The organism is Kitasatospora sp. MAA4 (assembly GCF_029893355.1).
Classification (GTDB): Bacteria; Actinomycetota; Actinomycetes; order Streptomycetales; family Streptomycetaceae; genus Kitasatospora.
Map to the genome: position 1 here is coordinate 14640 of NZ_JARZAI010000037.1, position 21170 is coordinate 35809.

Annotated in this window: 17 protein-coding genes; 15 read left to right on the plus strand and 2 right to left on the minus strand. The window is 72.7% G+C overall.

The annotated features are described in order from the left end of the window. Nucleotides 1-81 precede the first annotated feature (81 nt). The 8 genes from P3T37_RS33045 to P3T37_RS33080 all read left to right on the plus strand — a co-directional run bounded on the left by P3T37_RS33045 (nt 82) and on the right by P3T37_RS33080 (nt 11189). Nucleotides 82-2223 carry an ATP-binding protein gene (locus tag P3T37_RS33045; RefSeq protein WP_280727624.1) on the plus strand — a complete coding sequence of 714 codons (2142 nt, stop codon included), beginning with the start codon at nt 82-84 and terminating at the stop codon, nt 2221-2223. A 163-nt stretch (nt 2224-2386) separates the two neighbouring features. Then, the gene (locus P3T37_RS33050) at nt 2387-4087 is read left to right on the plus strand and encodes a PucR family transcriptional regulator (RefSeq protein WP_280727625.1); all 1701 of its coding nucleotides are present in this window, start codon (nt 2387-2389) and stop codon (nt 4085-4087) included. Between the two features lie 130 nt (nt 4088-4217). Continuing rightward, nucleotides 4218-5666 carry an aldehyde dehydrogenase family protein gene (locus tag P3T37_RS33055; RefSeq protein ID WP_280727626.1) on the plus strand — a complete coding sequence of 483 codons (1449 nt, stop codon included), beginning with the start codon at nt 4218-4220 and terminating at the stop codon, nt 5664-5666. A gap of 88 nt (nt 5667-5754) precedes the next feature. After that, the gene (dxr, locus tag P3T37_RS33060) at nt 5755-6984 is read left to right on the plus strand and encodes a 1-deoxy-D-xylulose-5-phosphate reductoisomerase (RefSeq protein ID WP_280727627.1); all 1230 of its coding nucleotides are present in this window, start codon (nt 5755-5757) and stop codon (nt 6982-6984) included. Nucleotides 6985-7042: 58 nt separating this feature from the next. Then, complete coding sequence (locus P3T37_RS33065; RefSeq protein WP_280727628.1) at nt 7043-8347, plus strand: site-2 protease family protein; 1305 nt, start codon at nt 7043-7045, stop codon at nt 8345-8347. Nucleotides 8348-8466: 119 nt separating this feature from the next. Then, nucleotides 8467-9627, plus strand: a complete 1161-nt coding sequence (gene ispG / locus P3T37_RS33070; RefSeq protein ID WP_280727629.1) for a flavodoxin-dependent (E)-4-hydroxy-3-methylbut-2-enyl-diphosphate synthase — start codon at nt 8467-8469, stop codon at nt 9625-9627. A 133-nt stretch (nt 9628-9760) separates the two neighbouring features. After that, nucleotides 9761-10636 carry a GNAT family N-acetyltransferase gene (locus tag P3T37_RS33075; protein ID WP_280727662.1) on the plus strand — a complete coding sequence of 292 codons (876 nt, stop codon included), beginning with the start codon at nt 9761-9763 and terminating at the stop codon, nt 10634-10636. 1 nt (nt 10637) lies between these two features. After that, complete coding sequence (locus P3T37_RS33080) at nt 10638-11189, plus strand: GNAT family N-acetyltransferase (RefSeq protein WP_280727630.1); 552 nt, start codon at nt 10638-10640, stop codon at nt 11187-11189. Nucleotides 11190-11202: 13 nt separating this feature from the next. Here P3T37_RS33080 and P3T37_RS33085 read toward each other — a convergent pair whose 3' ends face one another. Both P3T37_RS33085 and P3T37_RS37110 read right to left on the minus strand, forming a co-directional pair. Continuing rightward, nucleotides 11203-12126 carry an aminoglycoside phosphotransferase family protein gene (locus tag P3T37_RS33085; RefSeq protein WP_280727631.1) on the minus strand — a complete coding sequence of 308 codons (924 nt, stop codon included), beginning with the start codon at nt 12124-12126 and terminating at the stop codon, nt 11203-11205. Between the two features lie 91 nt (nt 12127-12217). Beyond that, nucleotides 12218-13297: a ferritin-like domain-containing protein gene (locus P3T37_RS37110; protein ID WP_348533304.1), complete on the minus strand. Its 1080-nt coding sequence runs from the start codon at nt 13295-13297 to the stop codon at nt 12218-12220. 250 nt (nt 13298-13547) lie between these two features. On the opposite strand from P3T37_RS37110, the gene rimP reads away from it, so the two are divergent. The 7 genes from rimP (at nt 13548) to P3T37_RS33125 (ending at nt 21146) form a co-directional block, all read left to right on the plus strand. Beyond that, nucleotides 13548-14129 (plus strand): ribosome maturation factor RimP, encoded by a 582-nt coding sequence (rimP, locus tag P3T37_RS33095; protein WP_280727632.1) that lies wholly within the window; start codon nt 13548-13550, stop codon nt 14127-14129. A gap of 22 nt (nt 14130-14151) precedes the next feature. After that, nucleotides 14152-15177, plus strand: coding sequence for a transcription termination factor NusA (gene nusA / locus P3T37_RS33100; protein ID WP_280727633.1), 1026 nt, complete (start codon nt 14152-14154; stop codon nt 15175-15177). Nucleotides 15178-15257: 80 nt separating this feature from the next. After that, nucleotides 15258-15551: a YlxR family protein gene (locus P3T37_RS33105; RefSeq protein ID WP_280727664.1), complete on the plus strand. Its 294-nt coding sequence runs from the start codon at nt 15258-15260 to the stop codon at nt 15549-15551. Nucleotides 15552-15793: 242 nt separating this feature from the next. After that, complete coding sequence (gene infB, locus P3T37_RS33110; RefSeq protein ID WP_280727634.1) at nt 15794-19006, plus strand: translation initiation factor IF-2; 3213 nt, start codon at nt 15794-15796, stop codon at nt 19004-19006. A 143-nt stretch (nt 19007-19149) separates the two neighbouring features. Further along, on the plus strand, nt 19150-19446 hold the full coding sequence (locus tag P3T37_RS33115) for a DUF503 domain-containing protein (protein ID WP_035794051.1): 297 nt from the start codon (nt 19150-19152) through the stop codon (nt 19444-19446). Nucleotides 19447-19596: 150 nt separating this feature from the next. Next, entirely contained in the window at nt 19597-20043 is a 447-nt protein-coding gene (gene rbfA / locus P3T37_RS33120; RefSeq protein ID WP_280727635.1) for a 30S ribosome-binding factor RbfA, read from the plus strand. Then, nucleotides 20043-21146: a bifunctional oligoribonuclease/PAP phosphatase NrnA gene (locus P3T37_RS33125; RefSeq protein ID WP_280727636.1), complete on the plus strand. Its 1104-nt coding sequence runs from the start codon at nt 20043-20045 to the stop codon at nt 21144-21146. Before rbfA ends, P3T37_RS33125 begins: the two co-directional genes overlap by 1 nt. The last annotated feature ends 24 nt before the right edge of the window (nt 21147-21170 follow it).

Below are 21170 nucleotides of genomic sequence, written 5' to 3' on the forward strand. Positions count from 1 at the left end.
ATTGAGCGCGGGCGTGTCGTCGGCCGGGCGGCATGGGTATGGGAACTGCCGGGCGCGACGGGGCAAGGGAGCGGGACCGCAATGGGACTGGACGGCACACAGGAACACCGCACCGACCTCGCCGCCCGCCCCCCACAGTCCCCCCCGCCCGCGGACGTCCCGCGCCCGCGGGTGCGCTCGACGGGAGCAGCAGCGGGGGCCGCGCCGGGGGTGGCCGCCTGGGCCACCGAGCCGCGGCCGCCGGCGGAGCCGGGGATCTACCGGTACGGGTACCGCGAGGCAGACCCGACCCACGCGGAGGCCGCCGCGGTGGGGTCGGGGGCGCTGTTGTTGCGGGCGGCGGCCAACTTGCTGACCTTCCTGCTCGTCTACCGCTACGGCATGCCTTTCGTGACGTACACGGTTGACTATCTCGGGTGGTTCAAGGGGCTCTCGCTTGCCCAGTTCGACCTCGTCACCTCGCTGATGAATGTCGTCGTCCTGGTTCTGCTGGTAGCGCTGTTCGGTCGGATGGGTCGTTGGACCGAGGTGTTCCGGCGTTACCTCTCACCGACCGGGTTCCGGAGGAACGTTCTTCCGGCGCTGGCGAAGACAGTGACCGAGGATGGCTCCTCCGACCCTTCCGGACCTTCGCCCGACGCGGCTCGGGAGACCGCCGACCCCTGGGCCGTTCTGCGGGAGGCCGGGCTCGGGGGGGCGCTTGGGGCGGTGGAGCGGGATGCCGGGGGTGGGTTGGTGACGGATGTGGATTATGTGCGGATCCATCGGGTGTGGCAGGAGGTGCAGGCGGAGCCGGGGTTGGCGGTGGCGTTCGGGGAGCAGGTGGCGTTGCGGGGGGCGGCGGCGTGTGCGCATCCGTCGGAGGCGCGGGATCTGCCGGTGCGGGGGGCGGAGCACGATCTGCTGGTGGGTCAGGTGCGGTTGGGGACGGCGCAGGACGTGCCGAAGAATCCGGCCGCGTACCGGGGGGCCGGGTTCGCGCTCGATCCGCAGGTGCTGGGGACCTCGCTGCTGGCGGTGGGTCCGGCCGGGACGGGGAAGACGGCCCGGTTGGCGCGTCCGGTGGCGGAGGCGCTCTGCCTGCAGGCGCTGGCCCGTACCGCGTGTGTGGTGGTGATCAGCGCGGCCGGGGCCGATCTGGGGCCGGACGCCTCGTACGACGTGGTGATCGCGCCGGGTGATCCGTCCTCGGCGTACGGGCTGGACCTCTACGGCGCGGCGAACGATCCCGACGAGGCGGCCGCCCGGCTCGCCGACGCGCTGCTGCCCGACGAGCTGGCGCTGCGCGCGGAGAGCGCCCGGATCGCGTTGCAGCAGGTGGTGGGGCCGTTCCACGCGGGGTACGGGCGCTACCCGACGGTGCGGGAGCTGCGGGCGCTGCTGAGCGGGGAGCCGGAGGGCTGGGAGGCACTGGTCAAGGCGCTGGGGGCGAGCGGGCGCCTGGGCGTGCACGAGCCGGACGTGCAGCACCGGCGGCGCCAGCACGGGCGGGCCGACGATCCGGGGGCGCTGCTCGCGGACCGCCTGGCGCTGCTGGACCGACCGGCCTTCGCGGGGTGCTTCAGCCCGGCGGGGGAGGACGTCAGGCCGGCCTTCGCGATGCGCGCGCTGGAGCATCCGCTGCGGGTGCGGGTGAAGCTTCCCGAGCGCAGCCACCCGGAGGCGGCGCGGATGCTGTCCCGGCTGGTGGTGGGCCAGTTCATGCAGGCCGCGGCGGCTCGGGTGGACCGTTCGCTCTTCGCCGGCCTGGTGGTGGACGACGCCTCGGCCGCGCTGGACGCGGGTACCGTCCTGGCGCTGCGCGGGATGCGCGGCGCCAACGCGGGGGCGGTGCTGCTGCTGCGCAGCCTGGTGGATGTGCCGGAGGCGCTGCGGGTGCCGCTGTTCGGTGCGGTCGGCTGCCGGATGGCGTTCCCGGGCATCGCGCCCTGGGACGGCAAGCTGTTCTCCGAGGCCTGGGGCACCGTGCTGGTGCGCGAGCGGGCGGTGACGCTGGCGCCGGACACGTCGGGGGGCATGGTGCGCAAGGCGGGCCGGCTCACCCGCAAGGCGCTGGCGGGGACGGCGGCGCAGACCGAGAGCGTCACCACTCGGGAGGTGGAGCGGGAGCGCTGGTCGCCGTCCGATCTGGCGCACGCGCTGCCGGCCGGGCACGCGGTGGTGTCGCTGGCGACGGTGGCGGGGGAGCAGGTCCCGCCGCTGCTGGTGGACCTGCGGAGCTGAGACGCCCGCGCGATGCTGCCACACGGTATCGATTAGCTACGCAGCGGTGGATTCGGCGACGCGGCTTGTCCGCAGCGTCCATAATGGAAGGGATCCTACCGAGAGCGACGCTCCCCGCCGCCCGGTGGCAACGAGGCTGCCGGGTCGTCCCACCGAAGGTGCCATGCCCCCCACACTCGCCGCAGTCGTGCGCAATTCCTCGCTCCACCTGACGGTCCTGGCCGGCGCGGACCACCTGGAGCGACCGGTCCGCTGGGTGCACACCAGTGAGCTGGACGACCCCACGCCGTTCCTCGAGGGCGGCGAGCTGCTGCTCACCACCGGCATCAAACTGGGACGCAGTGCGAAGAACCTTCAGGCGTACGTCCACCGGTTGGCGGATGCCGGGGTGGTGGGTCTGGGCCTCGGTGTCGGGCTCTCGCACGCCGAGGTCCCGCAGCCGCTGGTGGACGCCGCCGCGCAGCGCGGGCTGCCGCTGCTCAGGGTGCCCGAGCCGACGCCGTTCATCGCGATCAGCAAGGCCGTCTCGGCGGCGCTGGCGGCCGAGCAGTACGAGGCGGTGACCACCAGCTTCGAGGCGCAGGAGGAGCTGACCCGGGCCGCGCTCGGGCAGAACGGCACCGCCGCGGTGGTCCGCAAGCTGGCCGCCCGGCTCGGCGGCTGGGCCGCGCTGTACGACAGCTCCGGCGCGCTCTCGGTGGTCGCCCCGGACTGGGCCGCGCGGCGGGCCGCCCGGCTGGCGTCCGAGGTGGACCGGCTGCGCCGCCGTCCGGCGCCGGCCAGTGCCGCGCTGCAGGGCCGTTCCCCCGGGTTCGACACCGCCGACGAGGACTTCGTGGTGGTGCAGTCGCTGGGCGCCGACCGCCGGGCCCGCGGCTTCCTCGCGGTCGGCACCGAGGACCGGATCACCCCGACCGAGCGCTACGTCCTGAACGCCGCGGTCGCGCTGCTCACGCTGACCCTGGAGCGTTCGCGCGAGCTGCGCCACGCCGAGGAGCGGATGGGCGCGGCGCTGCTGCGGCTGGTGCTGGCCGGGCAGGTGCCGACGGCGCGCCAGGTCGCCACGGGACTGTTCGGCGGGCTGCCGGAGGGGACCGTACGGGTCCTGGTGGCCGGTCCCGCCCTGGGCGCGGACCGCAGCGAGAAGGCCGACAAGGCGGACAAGGGTGCCAAGGGCGCCAAGGGCGATCGGAGTGTCGCCGAGCGGAGCGACCAGGACGCCCCGCTGCACGACCTCACCGAGCTGGCCGAACGGGCCGAGCAGGCCGGCGGCCGGGTCGGCGAGAAGCTGCTGGTGGCCCGCGAGACCGTCCCGAGGGAGGGGCGCGACGCCAAGGACGAGAAGGGTAAGGACGGCCCCGCGCCGGTCGAGCGGCTGGTGCTGCTCGCGGTGGACGGCGGCGCGGTGCACCGGGCCTGCCTGGGCGCGGTCGAGGAGCACGCGGGCCTGGCCCTCGGCGTCTCCGCCCCGGCGCCGATCGAGGAGGCGGGCGCCGCCTTCGCCCAGGCCGAGCGGGCCCTCGCGGTGGCGCTGCGCGGCGGTCGCCGCTCGGTGGGCCACGAGGAGGTCGGCGCGGGTTCGCTGCTGCCGCTGCTCGGCGAGGACGCCGTGACGGCCTTCGCCGAGGGCCTGCTGCGTCCGCTGCGCGAGCACGACCGGACGGCCCGTGGCGACCTGGTCGCCTCGCTGCGCGCCTGGCTCTCCCGGCACGGCCAGTGGGACGCCGCCGCCGCCGACCTCGGCGTGCACCGGCACACCCTGCGCTACCGGATGCGCCGGGTCGAGGAGCTGCTCGGCCGTTCGCTGGACGACACCGACGTCCGGATGGAGCTCTGGCTCGCGCTCCGCTCCGGGGAGGACTAGGCCGAGGTGGAGTGCCCGGGGGCCGCCGCGCTACGGACCGGACAACCCCGCGAGGTGGCCTCCCGACCTACCGTGGTGTCAGGCCCCACAGCGGTGGAGCAGTGACGACGAGGAGAGGGCCGGTACGACCGTGACCACCACCACGACCCATGCATTCTGGCTGGCCGGCCGCCAGGAGACCGGCGACAGCACCTTCGAGGTCCACCACCCGTGGGACCACAGCCTGGTCGGCACGGTCAGCGTGCCCACCGACGCGCAGGTGGACGAGGCGGTCGCGGCCGCCGTCGCCGCCGCGCCGGTCTTCGCCGCGACCCCCGCGCACGTGCGGGCCACCGCGCTGGACCACGTCTCCCGCCGGCTCGCCGAGCGCTCCGAGGAGATCGCCCAGCTGATCACCGCCGAGAACGGCAAGCCGATCAAGTGGGCCCGCGGCGAGGTGGGCCGCGCCGTCTCGGTGTTCCGCTGGGCGGCCGAGGAGGCCCGCCGTACCAACGGCGAGACCATGCGGCTGGACACCGACCCGGGCGGCACGGGCCGTTTCGCGGTGGTGCGCCGCTTCCCGCGCGGCGTGGTGCTCGGCATCGCCCCGTTCAACTTCCCGCTCAACCTGGTGGCCCACAAGGTCGCTCCGGCGATCGCCGTCGGCGCCCCGATCATCCTCAAGCCGGCGCCGGCCACTCCGCTCTCGGCGCTGGTGCTCGGCGAGATCCTGGCCGAGACCGACCTGCCGGCCGGTTCCTGGAGCGTGCTCCCGGTGGCCAACGAGAAGATGCCGGCCCTGGTCCAGGACAGCCGCCTGCCGGTGATCTCGTTCACCGGTTCGGACAAGGTCGGCTACCAGATCATGGACTCGGTGCCGCGCAAGCACGTCACCCTGGAGCTCGGCGGCAACGCCGCGGCCGTGGTGCTCGCGGACTACTCATCGGAGGCCGACCTGGAGTGGGCCGCCACCCGGATCGCCACCTTCGCCAACTACCAGGCCGGACAGTCCTGCATCTCGGTGCAGCGGGTGATCGCCGACGCGACGGTCTACGACGCGCTGGTCGAGAAGGTGGTCGCCAAGGTCCGTACCCAGGTGACCGGCAACCCGAACGACGACGCGACGGACGTCGGCCCGCTGGTCGACGAGAACGCCGCCAAGCGCGTGGAGTCCTGGGTGGACGACGCGGTCGCCAAGGGCGCCAAGGTGCTCACCGGTGGCACCCGCGAGGGCGCCGCGTACGCCCCGACCGTGCTGGCCGAGCTGCCGGCCGACGCGGTGCTCGCCACCGCCGAGGTCTTCGGCCCGGTGCTGTCGCTGCACAAGGTGGAGGGCACCGACGAGGCGTTCGCCGCCGTCAACGACTCCAACTACGGCCTGCAGGCCGGCGTCTTCACGCACGACGTGCAGGCCGCCTTCCGGGCCCACCGCGAGCTGCAGGTCGGCGGCGTGATCATCGGCGACGCCCCCTCCTACCGCGCCGACCAGATGCCGTACGGCGGCGTCAAGGACTCCGGCGTGGGCCGCGAGGGCGTGAAGTACGCGATGGAGGACTTCACCTTCGAGCGCGTCCTGGTGCTGACCGGTCTGGACCTCTGATCCAGCTCGCAGTACCGCTGTACCACCGGCGCACCGTCCCTCCCGGGGCGGTGCGCCGCCGCGCGTGCGGCAGGCCACAATGGACTCCATGAACTCGCTCGCCCACCCGCAGCTGCGCTTCACCCCCGTCGTCGACGACCCGTCAGGTCCCAGGGAGCTGGTGATCCTCGGCTCCACCGGTTCGATCGGCACCCAGGCCATCGACATCGTGCTGCGCAACCCGCAGCGCTTCCGGGTGGTGGCCCTCTCGGCGGCCGGCGGCCAGGTCGAGCTGCTCGCCGAGCAGGCCTTCCGGCTGGGCGTGCACACCGTCGCGGTGGCCCGCCCGGAGGCCGAGCCCGCGCTGCGCGCCGCGCTGGCCGCGCAGGCCGCCGGACGCCCGCTGCCGACCGTGCTGGCGGGCCCGGACGCCGCCACCGAGCTGGCGGCCCTGCCCTGCCACTCGGTGCTGAACGGGATCACCGGGTCGATCGGCCTGGCGCCCACGCTGGCCGCGCTGCGGGCCGGCCGGGTGCTGGTGCTGGCCAACAAGGAGTCGCTGATCGTCGGCGGCCCGCTGGTCAAGGCGGTCGCGAAGCCTGGTCAGATCGTCCCGGTGGACTCCGAGCACGCCGCGCTCTTCCAGGCGCTGAGCAGCGGCACCCCGCGCGAGGTGCGCCGCCTGGTGGTGACCGCCAGCGGCGGCCCGTTCCGCGGCCGGACCCGCGACCAGCTGGCCGCCGTCACCCCCAAGGACGCCCTGGCCCACCCGACCTGGGCGATGGGGCCGGTGGTGACCATCAACTCGGCCACCCTGGTCAACAAGGGCCTGGAGGTCATCGAGGCCCACCTGCTCTACGACATCCCGTTCGATCGGATCGACGTGGTGGTCCATCCGCAGTCGGTGGTCCACTCGATGGTGGAGTACACGGACGGCTCCACGCTCGCCCAGGCCAGCCCGCCCGACATGCGGATGCCGATCGCGCTCGGCCTGGGCTGGCCGGACCGGGTGCCGGACGCCGCCCCGGGCTGCGACTGGACCAAGGCCACCAGCTGGGACTTCTTCCCGCTGGACGACGAGGCGTTCCCGGCTGTGGGGCTGGCCCGCGAGGTGGGTACGCTCGGCGGCACGGCACCGGCCGTCTTCAACGCCGCCAACGAGGAGTGCGTGGACGCGTTCCTCAAGGGCAGGCTGGCCTTCACGGGCATCGTGGACACGGTGGCCAAGGTGGTCGCCGAGCACGGGACCCCGGCTGCGGGAACTTCTCTGACGGTCGAGGACGTCCTGGATGCGGAGGGTTGGGCCCGCGCGCGGGCCCGCGAACTCGCGGCGGGCTGATGGTCGTCGGTGTCCGGGTGCATGATGGCGAGTGGAGCGGCATGACGGAGGACCAGCAGTGACTGCAGTGATGACGGTGCTCGGCATCGTGGTCTTTATCGTCGGGCTCTTGTTCTCGATCGCGTGGCACGAGCTCGGCCACCTCTCGACGGCCAAGCTCTTCGGCATCCGGGTGCCGCAGTACATGGTCGGCTTCGGGCCGACCGTGTGGTCGCGCAGGAAGGGCGACACCGAGTACGGCTTCAAGGCCATCCCGCTGGGCGGCTACATCCGCATGATCGGGATGTTCCCGCCGGGCGCCGACGGGCGGATCACCAAGCGCAGCAGCTCGCCGTGGCGCTCGATGATCGAGGACGCCCGGGAGGCCTCCTACGAGGAGCTGCAGCCCGGCGACGAGGACCGGCTCTTCTACACCCGCAGGCCGTGGAAGCGCGTCATCGTGATGTTCGCCGGGCCGTTCATGAACCTGATCCTGGCGTTCGTGCTCTTCCTGGTCACCATGATGGGCTTCGGCGTGCAGCAGTCGCTGCCGACCGTCCGCTCGGTCTCCCAGTGCGTGGTCCCGGCCAGCCAGGCCAGCGACACCTGCAAGCCCGACGCGCCGTCCTCGCCGGCCGCCGCGGCCGGTCTGAAGCCGGGCGACAGCTTCGTCTCCTTCGGCGGCGACAGGATCCACGACTACCAGCAGCTGCAGGACGACATCCGCAGGTCGGCCGGGCAGACCGTGCCGATCGTGGTGAAGCGCGACGGACAGCAGGTGACGCTCTCGGCGACCATCCGGACCAACGTGCTCGCCAAGGTCGATGCCAACGGCGACCCGATCCAGGGCCAGACCGTGACCGCCGGCTTCCTCGGCATCTCGCCGACCACCGGCGTGGTCCGACTGGGCTTCGACGCGAGCGTCAGCCGGATGAGCGACATGGCACGCACCGGCATCGGCTCGCTGGTCGCGCTGCCCGGCAAGATCCCCGCCCTGTGGGACTCGGTCTTCGAGGGCACCCCGCGCTCCGCCGACTCCCCGATCGGCATGGTCGGCGCGGCCCGGGTGGGCGGCGAGGTGGCGGCGCTGCACCTGCCGGCCTCGCAGCGGATCGCCTTCCTGGTGAACCTGCTGGCCGGCGTCAACCTCTCGCTCTTCCTGTTCAACATGCTGCCGCTGCTCCCGCTGGACGGCGGCCACGTGGCCGGCGCCCTCTGGGAGTCGGTGCGCCGCCGGGCCGCCAAGCTCTTCCAGCGCCCGGACCCGGGCCCCTTCGACGTCGCCAAGCTGATGCCGGTGGCGTACGTGGTGGCGACCATCTTCATCGGCTTCACGCTGTTGGTGCTGGTCGCGGACGTGATCAACCCGGTCAAGATCAGTTAGACCCCGGGGCAGGGCGCGTGTGCTCGCGTCCTCCCGGGTGCCGTACCGTTGCAGCCGGGCGTGCCGCCAGTCGCGCGCCCGGCTGGTCCATCACCTCAACCCCGGGGAACCCTGCGCACATGACCGCGATCTCGCTCGGTATTCCGTCCCTGCCGCTCAAGCCGCTTGCCACTCGTCGGGTTTCCCGGCAGATCATGGTCGGGAACGTTCCGGTCGGTGGTGACGCGCCGGTGTCGGTGCAGTCGATGACCACGACGGTGACGGCCGACATCAATGCGACGCTGCAGCAGATCGCGCAGCTGACGGCGTCGGGCTGCCAGATCGTGCGGGTGGCGGTGCCGACGCAGGACGACGCGGACGCGTTGCCGATCATCGCGCGGAAGTCGGGGATCCCGGTGATCGCGGACATCCACTTCCAGCCGAAGTACGTGTTCGCGGCGATCGAGGCGGGGTGTGCGGCGGTTCGGGTGAACCCGGGGAACATCAAGCAGTTCGACGACAAGGTCGGCGAGATCGCGAAGGCGGCGGCGGAGGCGGGGACGCCGATCCGGATCGGTGTGAACGCGGGGTCGCTGGACCGGCGGTTGCTGGAGAAGTACGGGCGGGCGACGCCGGAGGCTTTGGTGGAGTCGGCGCTGTGGGAGTGCTCGCTGTTCGAGGAGCACGGCTTCCGTGACATCAAGATCTCGGTGAAGCACAACGACCCGGTCGTGATGATCAACGCGTACCGGCAGTTGGCGGCGGCGTGCGACTACCCGCTGCACCTGGGGGTGACGGAGGCGGGTCCGGCGTTCCAGGGGACGATCAAGTCGGCGGTGGCGTTCGGTGCGCTGCTGTCGGAGGGGATCGGGGACACGATCCGGGTGTCGCTGTCGGCTCCTCCGGTGGAGGAGGTGAAGGTCGGCAACCAGATCCTGGAGTCGCTGAACCTGCGCCAGCGGGGTCTGGAGATTGTGTCGTGCCCCTCGTGCGGTCGGGCGCAGGTGGATGTGTACAAGCTGGCGGAGGAGGTCACCGCGGGGCTTGAGGGCATGGAGGTGCCGCTGCGGGTGGCGGTGATGGGCTGTGTGGTGAACGGTCCGGGTGAGGCGCGTGAGGCGGACCTGGGTGTGGCGTCGGGCAACGGCAAGGGCCAGATCTTCGTGAAGGGCGAGGTCATCAAGACCGTCCCGGAGTCGAAGATCGTCGAGACGCTGATCGAGGAGGCGCTCAAGCTCGCCGAGCAGATGCAGGCCGAGGGCGTGGAGTCCGGCGCCCCGACCGTGATCGCCGCCGACTGACCACGGCGCATGGAGCCGGATCGGCAGGGGGGTCGTCCGCAGGCGGAGGACCCCCCTGCCGTTTGCCGCTCACGGCGGCGGAGTAGGGTGCCGCGATGCCGTTGAATGAGGTGCTGTGCTCGATCGAGGTGTGATGCTCCCCAGCTCGTTGCAGGCCGCACGGGCACTCATTGCCACCCGGGTCCTGGACGGCCCGGATCTCGCGGACACCCTGGAGGTGCTGCGCCGGGACCCGGTGGTCAACGCGTTCGTCGCGACCCGGGTCGAGGCGGTCGGGCTCGACCCGTGGCGGCTCGGCGGTGAGATGTGGGGCTGGTCCGACCGGGACGGCCGACTGGAGTCGCTCTGCTACGCCGGCGCCAACCTGGTCCCGATCAACGCCGGCCCTGAGGCGGTCCGGGCCTTCGCCGAACGGGCCCGCCGGCAGGGGCGGCGCTGCTCCTCGATCGTCGGCCCGGCCGAGTCGACGGCCGCCCTCTGGGCGCTGCTGGAACGCAGCTGGGGGCCGGCCCGCGAGGTCCGCGGCCACCAGCCGCTGCTGGCCACCACCGAGCCGTCCGCGGAGGTGGCGCCCGATCCGCTGGTCCGCCGCGTTCGCAAGGACGAGATCGACCTGCTGATGCCGGCCTGCGTGGCGATGTTCACCGAGGAGGTCGGGGTCTCCCCGCTGGCCGGTGACGGCGGGCTGCTCTACCAGGCCCGGGTGGCCGAACTCGTGGGCGGCGGACGCTCGTTCGCCCATATCTCGGAGCAGGGCGAGGTGATCTTCAAGGCCGAGATAGGCGCCGTCACCCAGGGCGCCTGCCAGATCCAGGGGGTCTGGGTCGCCCCCGCCCACCGCGGCCGCCGGCTCTCCGAGACGGGGATGGCGGCGGTGCTGGAGATCGCGCTGCGCGAGGTCGCGCCCGTGGTCAGCCTCTACGTCAACGACTACAACCTGCCGGCCCGCGCCGCCTACCAGCGGGTCGGTTTCCGCGAGATCGGCGCGTTCATGTCGGTACTCTTCTGAGATGCAGTTGTCCGAGGTGACCATCGAGCCGATCGACCTGGCGGCCTGGGCGCCGTACGCGCTGGAGGTGCAGTCGGCCGCCTTCGGGCTCTCGCCGGAGGAGGTCGCGGTCCGGCTGCAGATCGTCGGTCGGCACGCGCAGCAGCCGGGGGTGCTGGCGCTCGGTGCGCTCTGCGGCGGCCGACTGGTCGGCTTCGGCTACGGCATGCCGAACCTGCGCGAGCACTGGTGGAGCACCGTCATCCAGCCCTATCTGGAGGCGCGCGGCTACGGGGACTGGCTGGACGAGGTCTTCGCCGTCACCGAGCTGCACGTGCTGCCGCAGTACCAGGGCTGCGGTCTGGGCAGCGCGCTGATCCGCACCCTGTGCGAGCGCTCGGGCAGGCACCGCAGCATCCTCTCGGCGATCGACGCCGAGACCCCGGCCCGCCGGCTCTACCGCTCGCTCGGATACCGGGACCTGGCCCGGGCGGTGCGCTTCCCGAACACCGACCGCCCGTACGCTGTGATGGGCGCCCGGCTCCCGCTGCTGGACCGCTGGAGCCAGGGCTAGGCCCCAGAGCCGCTCAGAGCCAGCCCGCGAACTCCAGGGAGAGCTCGGCCTCCTGGGCGTCGCCGGCCTCCAGGCTCCACAGCCCGGCCGCGACGGTGCGCAGCAGCGTCCAGCCGCGCAACCGGTCGTGGTCCACGTCCACGGCGTCGGCGAGCAGGTGCAGGCGGCGCCGGGCCGCGCCGCGCGGGCCGGGCGAGCCGGCCAGCGTGTCCTTGCGGTCCTGGGCCAGCCAGGCCAGGTCGTAGGCGCGTTCGCCGACCAGCGGCTTGGGGTCGATGGCCAGCCAGGGTGCCCGGTCGGCGGCCATCACGTTGCCGTGGTGGAAGTCGCCGTGCAGCAGGTACTGCTCGGGCTCGGAGGCCAGCAGCCCGGCCGCCGTCTCCAGCGCCTCGTCGACCAGCGGCTGCGCGTCCACCCGCTCCGCCAGCGGCCGACGACGTCTCAGTTCCGCGCTGAGGACGCCCACGTGCTCGGCCACCGAGGTGAACGGGTGGCCCTCACCGGGCGGCGTCCAGAGCCGTTGCAGCAGGCCGGCCGCCTCCAGCATCGCCTTCGCCTCGGCCAGCGAGCGCAGCGGGATGTCACCGTGCAGCCGCTCCAGCAGCAGCATGCCGTCGGCGGGCTCGGCGGCCAGCAGCAGCACCGCGCCGCGGCCGGCCCAGTGGGTGAGCGCGGCGTGCTCCTGGGCGGTCTCGGGGGTGATCAGCCCGGCCTTGAGCACGGCCGGCGCGCCGTCGTCGCGGCGGACGTAGCCGATCAGGCTGAGCCGTCCGCCCGGCTCGAAGATCCGGTCCAGGGTGAGGTCCCAGCGGGCGAGCTGTTCGGTGAAGCGGGTGGGCAGCTGGGCCAGCCAGGCCGCGCCGCGCTCGCCCTCCCAGCGCAGGACGGTGTCCCGCAGCCGGTCCGGGATGCTGAACTGCCCTGCTGCTGCCGACATGCTGGCCTTCCGGTCGGGTCCTCGCCCTGTGTGCTACCTGTCCATTGTCGGCCAAGACGCGCTGGTCAGCGCGGGTGGCACGCCACAGGGCCTAGGCCGAAGGACTGGCCGAGCTGCTCGCGGCGGAGGCGGGAGCGGGCATCCCCGGCAGGGCGGTGGAGGCGCCGCCCCAGTGGTTGGCCTGGAGCACGCTGTCGCGCAGCGCGGTGGCCGCGGATATCCGCAGCGGTGCGGCGGTGCCCGCCACCAGGTCGCCGTAGACGCCGGTCAGCCGGGTCTCGATGTAGGCGGCGAGCTTCGCGGCGGTGGCCGCGTCCGGGACGGCGAACGGCAGTTGGTAGCCGGGGGCCGCGGCGGCGGGCGTCGCGCCGCCGGCGCCGAGGATCCGGTGCCAGGCGTCGCGGCGGGCCTGGTGCGCGGCGTAGACCGTGCGGGCGTCGTCGCGCTTGGGGCCGGCCGGGATCCGGGCGCCGATGACGCCGTAGCCGTAGACCGCCGCGTGCTCGGCGGCGAGCGCGGCCTGCAGCGCGGTGACGGTCGAGGCGGGCAGCGGGCTCGGCGAGGCGCTGGCCGCGGGGCTGCCGCTGGACGAGTTGCCGCTGGAGGGGGTGGCGGCAGCGGGAGTGGTGGCGGCCGGGGTGGACGCGGCCGGCGGGGTCGGGTCGCCCAGCAGGACGGCGTGCAGCGCGCCGGCGGCCGCGACCGAGGCCAGCAGGCGGGCCAGCTCGGGGGAGGCGGCGTCCAGGTCGGCGAGGTGGGCCTGCGCGGTGGTCCGTTCGGCGGTCCCGAGGGCGGCCGGGGTCGGGGCGGCCGGCGGGACCGGCACCAGGCCGGTGGCCGTCGCGGAGGGCTGGGCGGACTTGGCGGACGGCGAGGCGGCTTCGGCGGCCGGCAGCCCGGCGGCCAGCGCCGCCCGCTGCTGGACGAGTTCCGCGCGCAGCGGCTGGAGGCGGCCGGTGTCGGCGCCGGCTGCGGCGAGCAGCGCGTCGTACTGTCCGAGCAGGGCGTCGGTGGCGGCCACCGCGCGGGTGCGCAGCGGCAGGTCGGGGTCGGCCCGGTGGCCGCCGTGTCCCGAGCCGTCGCCGCCGCCCGTGCTGGAGCAGGCGGCCAGCAGACCGGCGACGGCCAAGGTCCCGGCGGTCAGGACGGCCCGCCGGCTGGGGGACTGCATCGACGTGCTCCCGCTGGATCGTGCGGGTGACACCGGTGCCCCCGCTTCCGTGATGGTGTCGGGACGGACCGTGAAAGTATTGTGCCCGCCCGCCTGGACCGTATCGCCCGGTGATCGCCGGGCCGACGGCGGGGGCGGTCGTGCGGCGCTCCGCGCTGCTCGGAATCGGCGGTTTGGGGGTTGACCCGATAGGCTTTGGCCCGAGTTACGAACTTCTGACAACAGCAGACGCGGCCGAGGAGTCACCCGGATGAGCACCACCCCCACCGATCGGTTGCGTGCCCTGTTGGAGCCGCTGGCCGTGCAGGCGGGTCTGGACCTTGAGGACGTCAAGGTGAGCCAGGCCGGCAGCCGCCGCCAGGTACAGATCGATGTGGACGCCGACGGCGGTGTGGATCTCGATGCCATCGCCGAGTTCAGCCGCGTGGTGGGCCAGGCGATGGACGAGTCCGACGTGATGGGCAGCTCCGCGTACGTGCTGGAGGTCGGCTCCCCGGGCGTGGACCGCCCGATCACCGAGCCCCGCCACTGGCGCCGCAACATCGGCCGGCTGGTCAACGCGACCCTGACCGACGGCACCGAGATCACCGCCCGCGTCCTGGAGACCGACGAGGACGGCGCGCTGGTCGAGGTGCAGCCCGTCAAGGGGCGCGGCAAGGCCAAGGAACGCAGGCTGGCCTTTGCGGAGGTCGCCAAGGCGCGCGTCCAGGTCGAGTTCAACCGCAAGGACGACGAGCAGTTGCTGGACGAGAGCGACGAGCTCGACGTGGCCGACGAGCTCGACGAGAGCGACGACGACGCCCACGACGACAGCAACGACGACGAGCTTTAAGAAAGAAAGAGGAGGCGTAGCCGTGGACATCGACATGAGTGCCCTGCGTGGGCTGGTGACCGAGAAGAACATCCCGTTCGACCTGCTGGTCGAGTCGATCGAGTCGGCGCTCCTCATCGCGTACCACCGGACCGAGGGCTCACGCCGCCGGGCCCGGGTCGAGCTGAACCGCAAGACCGGGCACGTGACCGTGTGGGCGCTGGAGGACGCGAGCGAGCTGGACGAGGGCGTCGAGCCCAAGGAGTTCGACGACACCCCGGGCGGCTTCGGCCGGATCGCGGCCAGCACCGCCAAGCAGGTGATCCTGCAGCGGCTGCGCGACGCCGCCGACGACCAGACCTTCGGCGAGTACGCGGGCAAGGAGGGCGACATCGTCACCGGTGTCGTCCAGCAGGGCAACGACCCCAAGAACGTGCTGGTGGACATCGGCAAGCTGGAGGCCATCCTGCCTCCGCAGGAGCAGGTCCCCGGCGAGGACTACAAGCACGGCACCCGGATCCGCAGCTATGTGGTCGCGGTCCGCCGCGGCGTCCGCGGCGCCTCGGTGACGCTCTCGCGGACCCACCCCAACCTGGTGCGCAAGCTCTTCGCGCTGGAGGTCCCGGAGATCGCCGACGGAAGCGTCGAGATCGCCGCGATCGCCCGCGAGGCCGGGCACCGCACCAAGATCGCGGTGTTCTCCCGCCGGGCCGGCCTGAACGCCAAGGGCGCCTGCATCGGCCCGATGGGCGGCCGGGTGCGCAACGTGATGGCCGAGCTGCACGGCGAGAAGATCGACATCGTCGACTGGTCGGAGGACCCGGCCGAGATGGTGGCCAGCGCGCTGTCCCCCGCCCGGGTGACGAAGGTCGAGATCGTGGACTACGCGCAGCGCTCCGCACGGGTGATCGTGCCCGACTACCAGCTGTCGCTGGCGATCGGCAAGGAGGGGCAGAACGCCCGCCTGGCCGCCCGCCTGACCGGATGGCGGATCGACATCCGCCCGGACACCGAGGCCACCGACGATGGTGGTTCGGACCGTCGGCGCGGGGAATCCACGACTGATTAGTCGTGTTGTCATCCAGTAGTCGCGGCCCCGTTCCGATCGGCGGGGCCGCAGTCACACCCTGCGGAGGGGTAGACTTGAAGTTGTCCGGCCGGACGCGTGTCCGCGCATGCCCAGAACGCACCTGCGTGGGCTGCCGCAAGCGAGCGGCCAAAGACGAGCTGTTGCGTGTCACGACGGTCGAGGGCACTTGTGTCCCCGATCCTCGGGGCGCGCTGCCTGGACGAGGCGCGCACCTGCACCTCGATCAGGCCTGTTTCGACCTGGCGGTCCGCCGTCGGGCGTTTTCCAGGGCCTTTCGGCTCCAGGGAGTGCTCGACACCGAGGCTCTTCGTACATACGTCGAGTCCCGGACCACCGGCGCCCCGGCCTCCTGAGGAGAGATCCTCGGTCGGCCCGGAGGGCACCAGCCCCGCCGTGAGCGGGGGAGAACCACCGTAAAAGAACTCGGCGCGCGCACCACGATGTCGCACGCCACCAGTCAGGTACCTCGCGAGTTGGAAGTAGGTCGAGATTGCGATGAGCACTCGATGAGTACGCGATGAGTACGCGATGGGTTCGCCCATGAAGTAGCGACGGTCCGGCGGACGATCACCCCGGACTTTTAGACAGGAGTGAAGTGGCTAAGGTCCGGGTATACGAACTCGCCAAGGAGCTTGGCTTGGAGAGCAAGGCCGTGATGGCCAAGCTCACCGAGCTCGGTGAGTTCGTCCGTTCGGCGTCCTCGACAATCGAGGCGCCGGTCGTACGCAAGTTGACTGACGCTCTGGGAGTGGCCCCTACGGGTGGTTCCGCTGCCAAGCCTGGCCCGCGGAAGCCCGCGGCGCCCCAGCCCGCCGGCACCGCCGGTGCGGCCGCACCCAAGCCGGGTGCCCCCACCCCGGGTCCGCGCCCCGCCGCGACCCCGGGTCCCCGTCCGACTCCGGCCGCGAGCCCGGCTGCTGCGGCTCCCGCCGCCGCGGCTGCGCCCGTCGCGCCGACCGAGGCGCCGCGTCCGGCCGCCGCCGCTCCGGGCCCGCGCCCGGCGGCGCGTCCCGCCGCCCCGGCTCCGGCTGCTCCGGCGGCCGAGTTCTCCTCGCCGACCCCGGTGGTCGGCGAAACCCCCGCCGCGCGTCCCGCCGCTGCGGCGCCGCGTCCGGCGGCTGCGGCTCCGGCTGCGGGCGGTGCCCGTCCGGGCCCGCGTCCGGCCGGCCCGCGTCCGGGCAACAACCCGTTCACCTCGGGCAGCGCGACCGGAATGGCGCGCCCCGGCGACCGCCGTCCGGCCGCTCCGGGTGCCGGTGGCGCGCCGCGTCCCGGTGGCCCCGGTGCCGAGCGCGGTGCCGCCCGTCCGGGTGGCGACCGCGGACCCCGTCCTGAGGGTGTCGCCGGTGGCCGTCCCGGTGCCGAGCGCGGTGCGCCGCGTCCCGGTGGCGACCGCGGCCCCCGCCCGGCAGGCGCCCCCGGCGCCGACCGTGGCGCCCCGCGTCCCGGTGGCGACCGTCCGCGTCCCGCCGGCGCCCCCGGCGCCGAGCGCGGTGCGCGTCCGGCCGGTGCCCCGCGTCCCGACGGCATGCCCCGTCCGGCCGGCCCCCGTCCCGGTGGCCCGAGCCCGTCCGGCATGCCGCGTCCGAACCCGGGCATGATGCCGCAGCGTCCGGCTCCCGGCCCCGGCGGCCGTGGTCCGGGTGGCCCCGGCGCACGTCCGGGTGGTCCCGGTGCTCGTCCCGGTGGTCCGGGTGGTGCCGGTGGCGGCGCTCGTCCCGGCTTCGCCGGTCGTGCGGCCGGTCCGGGCTCGCGTCCGGCCGGTGGCGGCGGCTTCGGCGGTCCGCGTCCCGGTGGCGCTCCCGGTGGCGGCGGTGGCTTCGGCCCGCGTCCCGGTGGCTTCGGTGGACGTCCCGGCGGCCCGGGTGCCCGTGGTGGCACGCAGGGTGCCTTCGGTCGTGGCCCGGGCGGTCGCCCGGCCCGTGCCCGCAAGTCGAAGCGCGCGCGTCGCCAGGAGTACGAGGCCATGCAGGCCCCGTCCGTCGGCGGTGTGATGCTGCCCCGTGGCAACGGTGCTTCGGTGCGCCTGCCCCGTGGCGCGTCGCTGATGGACTTCGCGGAGAAGATCAACGCCAACCCGGCCGCGCTCGTCTCGGTGATGTTCAACCTCGGCGAGATGGTCACCGCGACCCAGTCGGTCTCGGACGACACGCTCCAGATGCTGGCCGGCGAGATGGGCTTCGCGCTCGAGATCGTCAGCCGTGACGACGAGGACCGCGAGCTGCTCGAGTCGTTCGACATCGACTTCGGTGCCGACGAGGGCGACGAGGACATGCTGGAGGCCCGTCCTCCGGTCGTCACCGTCATGGGTCACGTCGACCACGGTAAGACCCGCCTGCTCGACGCCATCCGCAAGACCAACGTGGTGGCCGGTGAGGCGGGTGGCATCACCCAGCACATCGGTGCCTACCAGGTCTCCGCGGAGGTCAACGGCGAAGAGCGCCGGATCACCTTCCTCGACACCCCTGGTCACGAGGCGTTCTCCGCCATGCGTGCCCGTGGTGCCAAGTCCACCGACATCGCGATCCTGGTGGTCGCGGCCAACGACGGTGTCATGCCGCAGACGGTCGAGGCGTTGAACCACGCCAAGGCCGCCGGTGTGCCGATCGTGGTCGCGGTCAACAAGATCGACGTCGAGGGCGCCGACCCGACCAAGGTCCGCGGTCAGCTGACCGAGTTCGGTCTGGTGGCGGAGGAGTACGGCGGCGACACCATGTTCGTCGACATCTCCGCGCGCCAGGGCCTCAACATCGAGCAGCTGCTGGAGGCGGTCGTCCTGACCGCCGACGCCTCGCTCGACCTGCGGGCCAACCCGGAGCAGGACGCGCAGGGTATCGCCATCGAGGCGCACCTGGACAAGGGTCGCGGCGCCATGGCGACCGTCCTGGTCCAGCGTGGAACGCTGCGTGTCGGTGACTCGATCGCCGTCGGTGACGCCCACGGCCGCGTCCGCGCCATGCTGGACGAGAACGGTCAGAACGTCGCCGAGGCGGGCCCGTCCCGTCCGGTCCTGCTGCTCGGTCTCACCTCGGTGCCCCGCGCCGGCGACAGCTTCATCGTCGTCGACGACGACCGCACCGCGCGTCAGATCGCCGAGAAGCGCTCGGCCCGTGACCGCAACGCCATGTTCGCCAAGCGTCCGATGCGGATCTCCCTGGAGAACCTGGACCAGGCGATCGCGGCCGGCGGCATCCAGCAGCTCAACCTCATCATCAAGGGTGACGTTTCCGGTTCGGTGGAAGCCCTTGAGGACGCGCTCGTCAAGCTGGACGTGGGCGACGAGGTCGAGCTCCGGATCCTGCACCGCGGTGTGGGTGCCATCACCGAGTCCGACGTGGACCTGGCGATGGGCTCGGACGCCATCATCATCGGCTTCAACGTGCGCGCCGAAGGCCGCGCCCGTACGGCTGCCGACAAGGAAGGCGTGGATGTCCGGTACTACTCGGTCATCTACCAGGCCATCGAGGAGATCGAGGCAGCGCTCAAGGGCCTGCTCAAGCCCGAGTACGAGGAGGTGCGCCTCGGCTCCGCGGAGATCCGCGAGGTGTTCCGCAGCTCCAAGTTCGGCAACATCGCGGGTGTCATCGTCCGCGAGGGTCTGCTGCGCCGCAACGCCAAGGCCCGCCTCATCCGCGATGGCAAGCTCATCACGGAGAACCTCACCATCGAGGGTCTGCGTCGTTTCAAGGACGACGCGACCGAGGTCCGCGAGGGCTTCGAGGCCGGTGTGACCCTGGGGTCGTTCAACGACATCAAGGTCGACGACGTCATCGAGACGTTCGAGATGCGCGAGAAGCCGCGGGCGTAACGCTCACAGCTCATCAAGCCCGGGGCCGGTCGACGGGGAAATTCCCGTCGACCGGCCCCGGTCTCGCTGTGTAGGGTCGGCGTCATCGGCCCCCTTTCGAGGGGCGTGCTGCGAGGCCTTCAGGTCGGCGTGACCTGTCATACATGTTCGTAGGAACACTCACCTTCGACCTGCTGCTGGGCGATGTCCATTCGCTCAAGGAGAAGCGTTCGATCGTGCGGCCCATCGTGGCCGAGCTGCAGCGCAAGTACAGCGTGTGCGCAGCGGAAGTCGGGAACCAGGATCTGCACCGCAGGGCCGAGATCGGCCTGGCGGTGGTGTCCGGCGATGCCGGGTACGTCACCGAGATCCTGGACAGCTGTGAGCGGTTGGTCGCCGGCCGCCCCGAGGTGCAGTTGCTCTCCGCGAGGAGGCGGTACCACGGCGACGACGATGAATGAGATCGGCGGTGATGGTGGGAAGTCGCCACCGTCACACCGATCCGGACCGAGAGCGCCCACAAGGCTGGGCGCGGGCCGGTATTTTGGGGCATGGGCCCCGACGGGTGAGCAGTTGACCCGGATACCGAGCCCACAGCACGAGGAGGCAACGTGACCGACGCAGCAAGGGCGCGCAAGCTCGCCGACCGGATCCAGGTGATCGTCGCCCAGACCCTGGAGCGGCGGATCAAGGACCCGCGGCTGGGCTTCGTGACCATCACCGACACCAAGGTCACCGGCGACCTTCAGAACGCGACCGTCTTCTACACGGTCTTCGGTGACGACGCCGAGCGGGACGCGACCGCCGCGGCGCTGGAGAGCGCCAAGGGGGTGCTCCGCTCCGAGGTCGGCAAGCAGACCGGGGTGCGTTTCACGCCGACGCTGACCTTCATCGCCGACGCGCTGCCGGACAACGCCCGGCAGATCAACGACCTGCTGGACCAGGTCCGGCTCTCCGACGCGGCGGTCCGTACCGCCGCGGCCGGTGCGACGTACGCAGGCGACGCGGACCCGTACAAGGTGCCCGCCGCCGAGCGCGACGCGGACGAGGACGAGTAGTGACGGCGGTTGAGCCGGCGGCAGCCGGTTCGGCGAGGGCGTCCTCCACCAACACGGTGGAGGACGCCCTCGCGGTGCTTCCGGCTCCTCGCACGGAGTCACCGGCCGGATCCGAGCGGTTCGAGCGCTTCGAGCACGAGTGGCGCTGGCTGCTGGCGGCCAGCGCGCGGACCTCCTCGATCGACCTGGTCTGCCACATCAACCCGGACGGCGACGCGCTCGGCTCGGCGCTGGCCGCCGGGCTCGCGCTGCGCTCGCTCGGGCACGAGGTGCGGGTCTCCTTCGGCGACGACCCGCAGGTGATCCCCGAGTCGCTCTCCTTCCTGCCCGGCCAGGAGCTGATCGTGCCGGCCTCGGCCGTGCCCGACGCTCCCGAGCTGGTGATCTGCTTCGACGTCGCCTCCGAGGGGCGGCTCGGGTTGCTGCACACGAAGGTCTTCGCGGCGCGGGCGATGGTGCTCCTCGACCACCACGCCTCCAACCCCGGCTTCGGCAGCCACATGATCATCGATCCGAGCGCCCCGGCCACCGCCGTGCTGGTCGACGAGCTGCTGCGCCGCCTGGGCGTGCCGCTCGACCAGGCGATCGCCGCCTGCCTCTACACCGGTATCGCCACCGACACCGGTTCGTTCAAGTACGCCGCCACCACCCCCGCCACCCACGAGCTGGCCGGGCGGCTGCTGGCCACCGGGATCCGGCACGACCTGATCTCCCGCCAGCTCTGGGACACCTCCTCGTTCGGCTACCTGAAGGTGCTCGCCGCCGCGCTGGACCGCGCGGTGTACGAGCCGCAGGCGGTCGGCGGGCAGGGCCTGGTGTGGACCTGGGTGCCGTACCAGGACCTGGTGCTGTTCGGCGTCACCGTCGAGGAGATCGAGGGCCTGATCGACATCCTGCGCCGCCCGGCCGAGGCCGAGGTCGCGCTGGTCCTCAAGCAGGATCCCGACGGCACCCTGCGCGGCTCCTGCCGCTCCAAGGGCGCGGTCGACGTGGCCGCGGCCTGCGCCGAGCTGGGCGGCGGCGGGCACATCCACGCGGCCGGGTTCTCGGTGCGCGAGCCCGTACCGGCCGCGGTGGCCCGGTTCCGGGCCGCGCTCAGCTGACTTATCACCTGTAGAGAAAAGAAC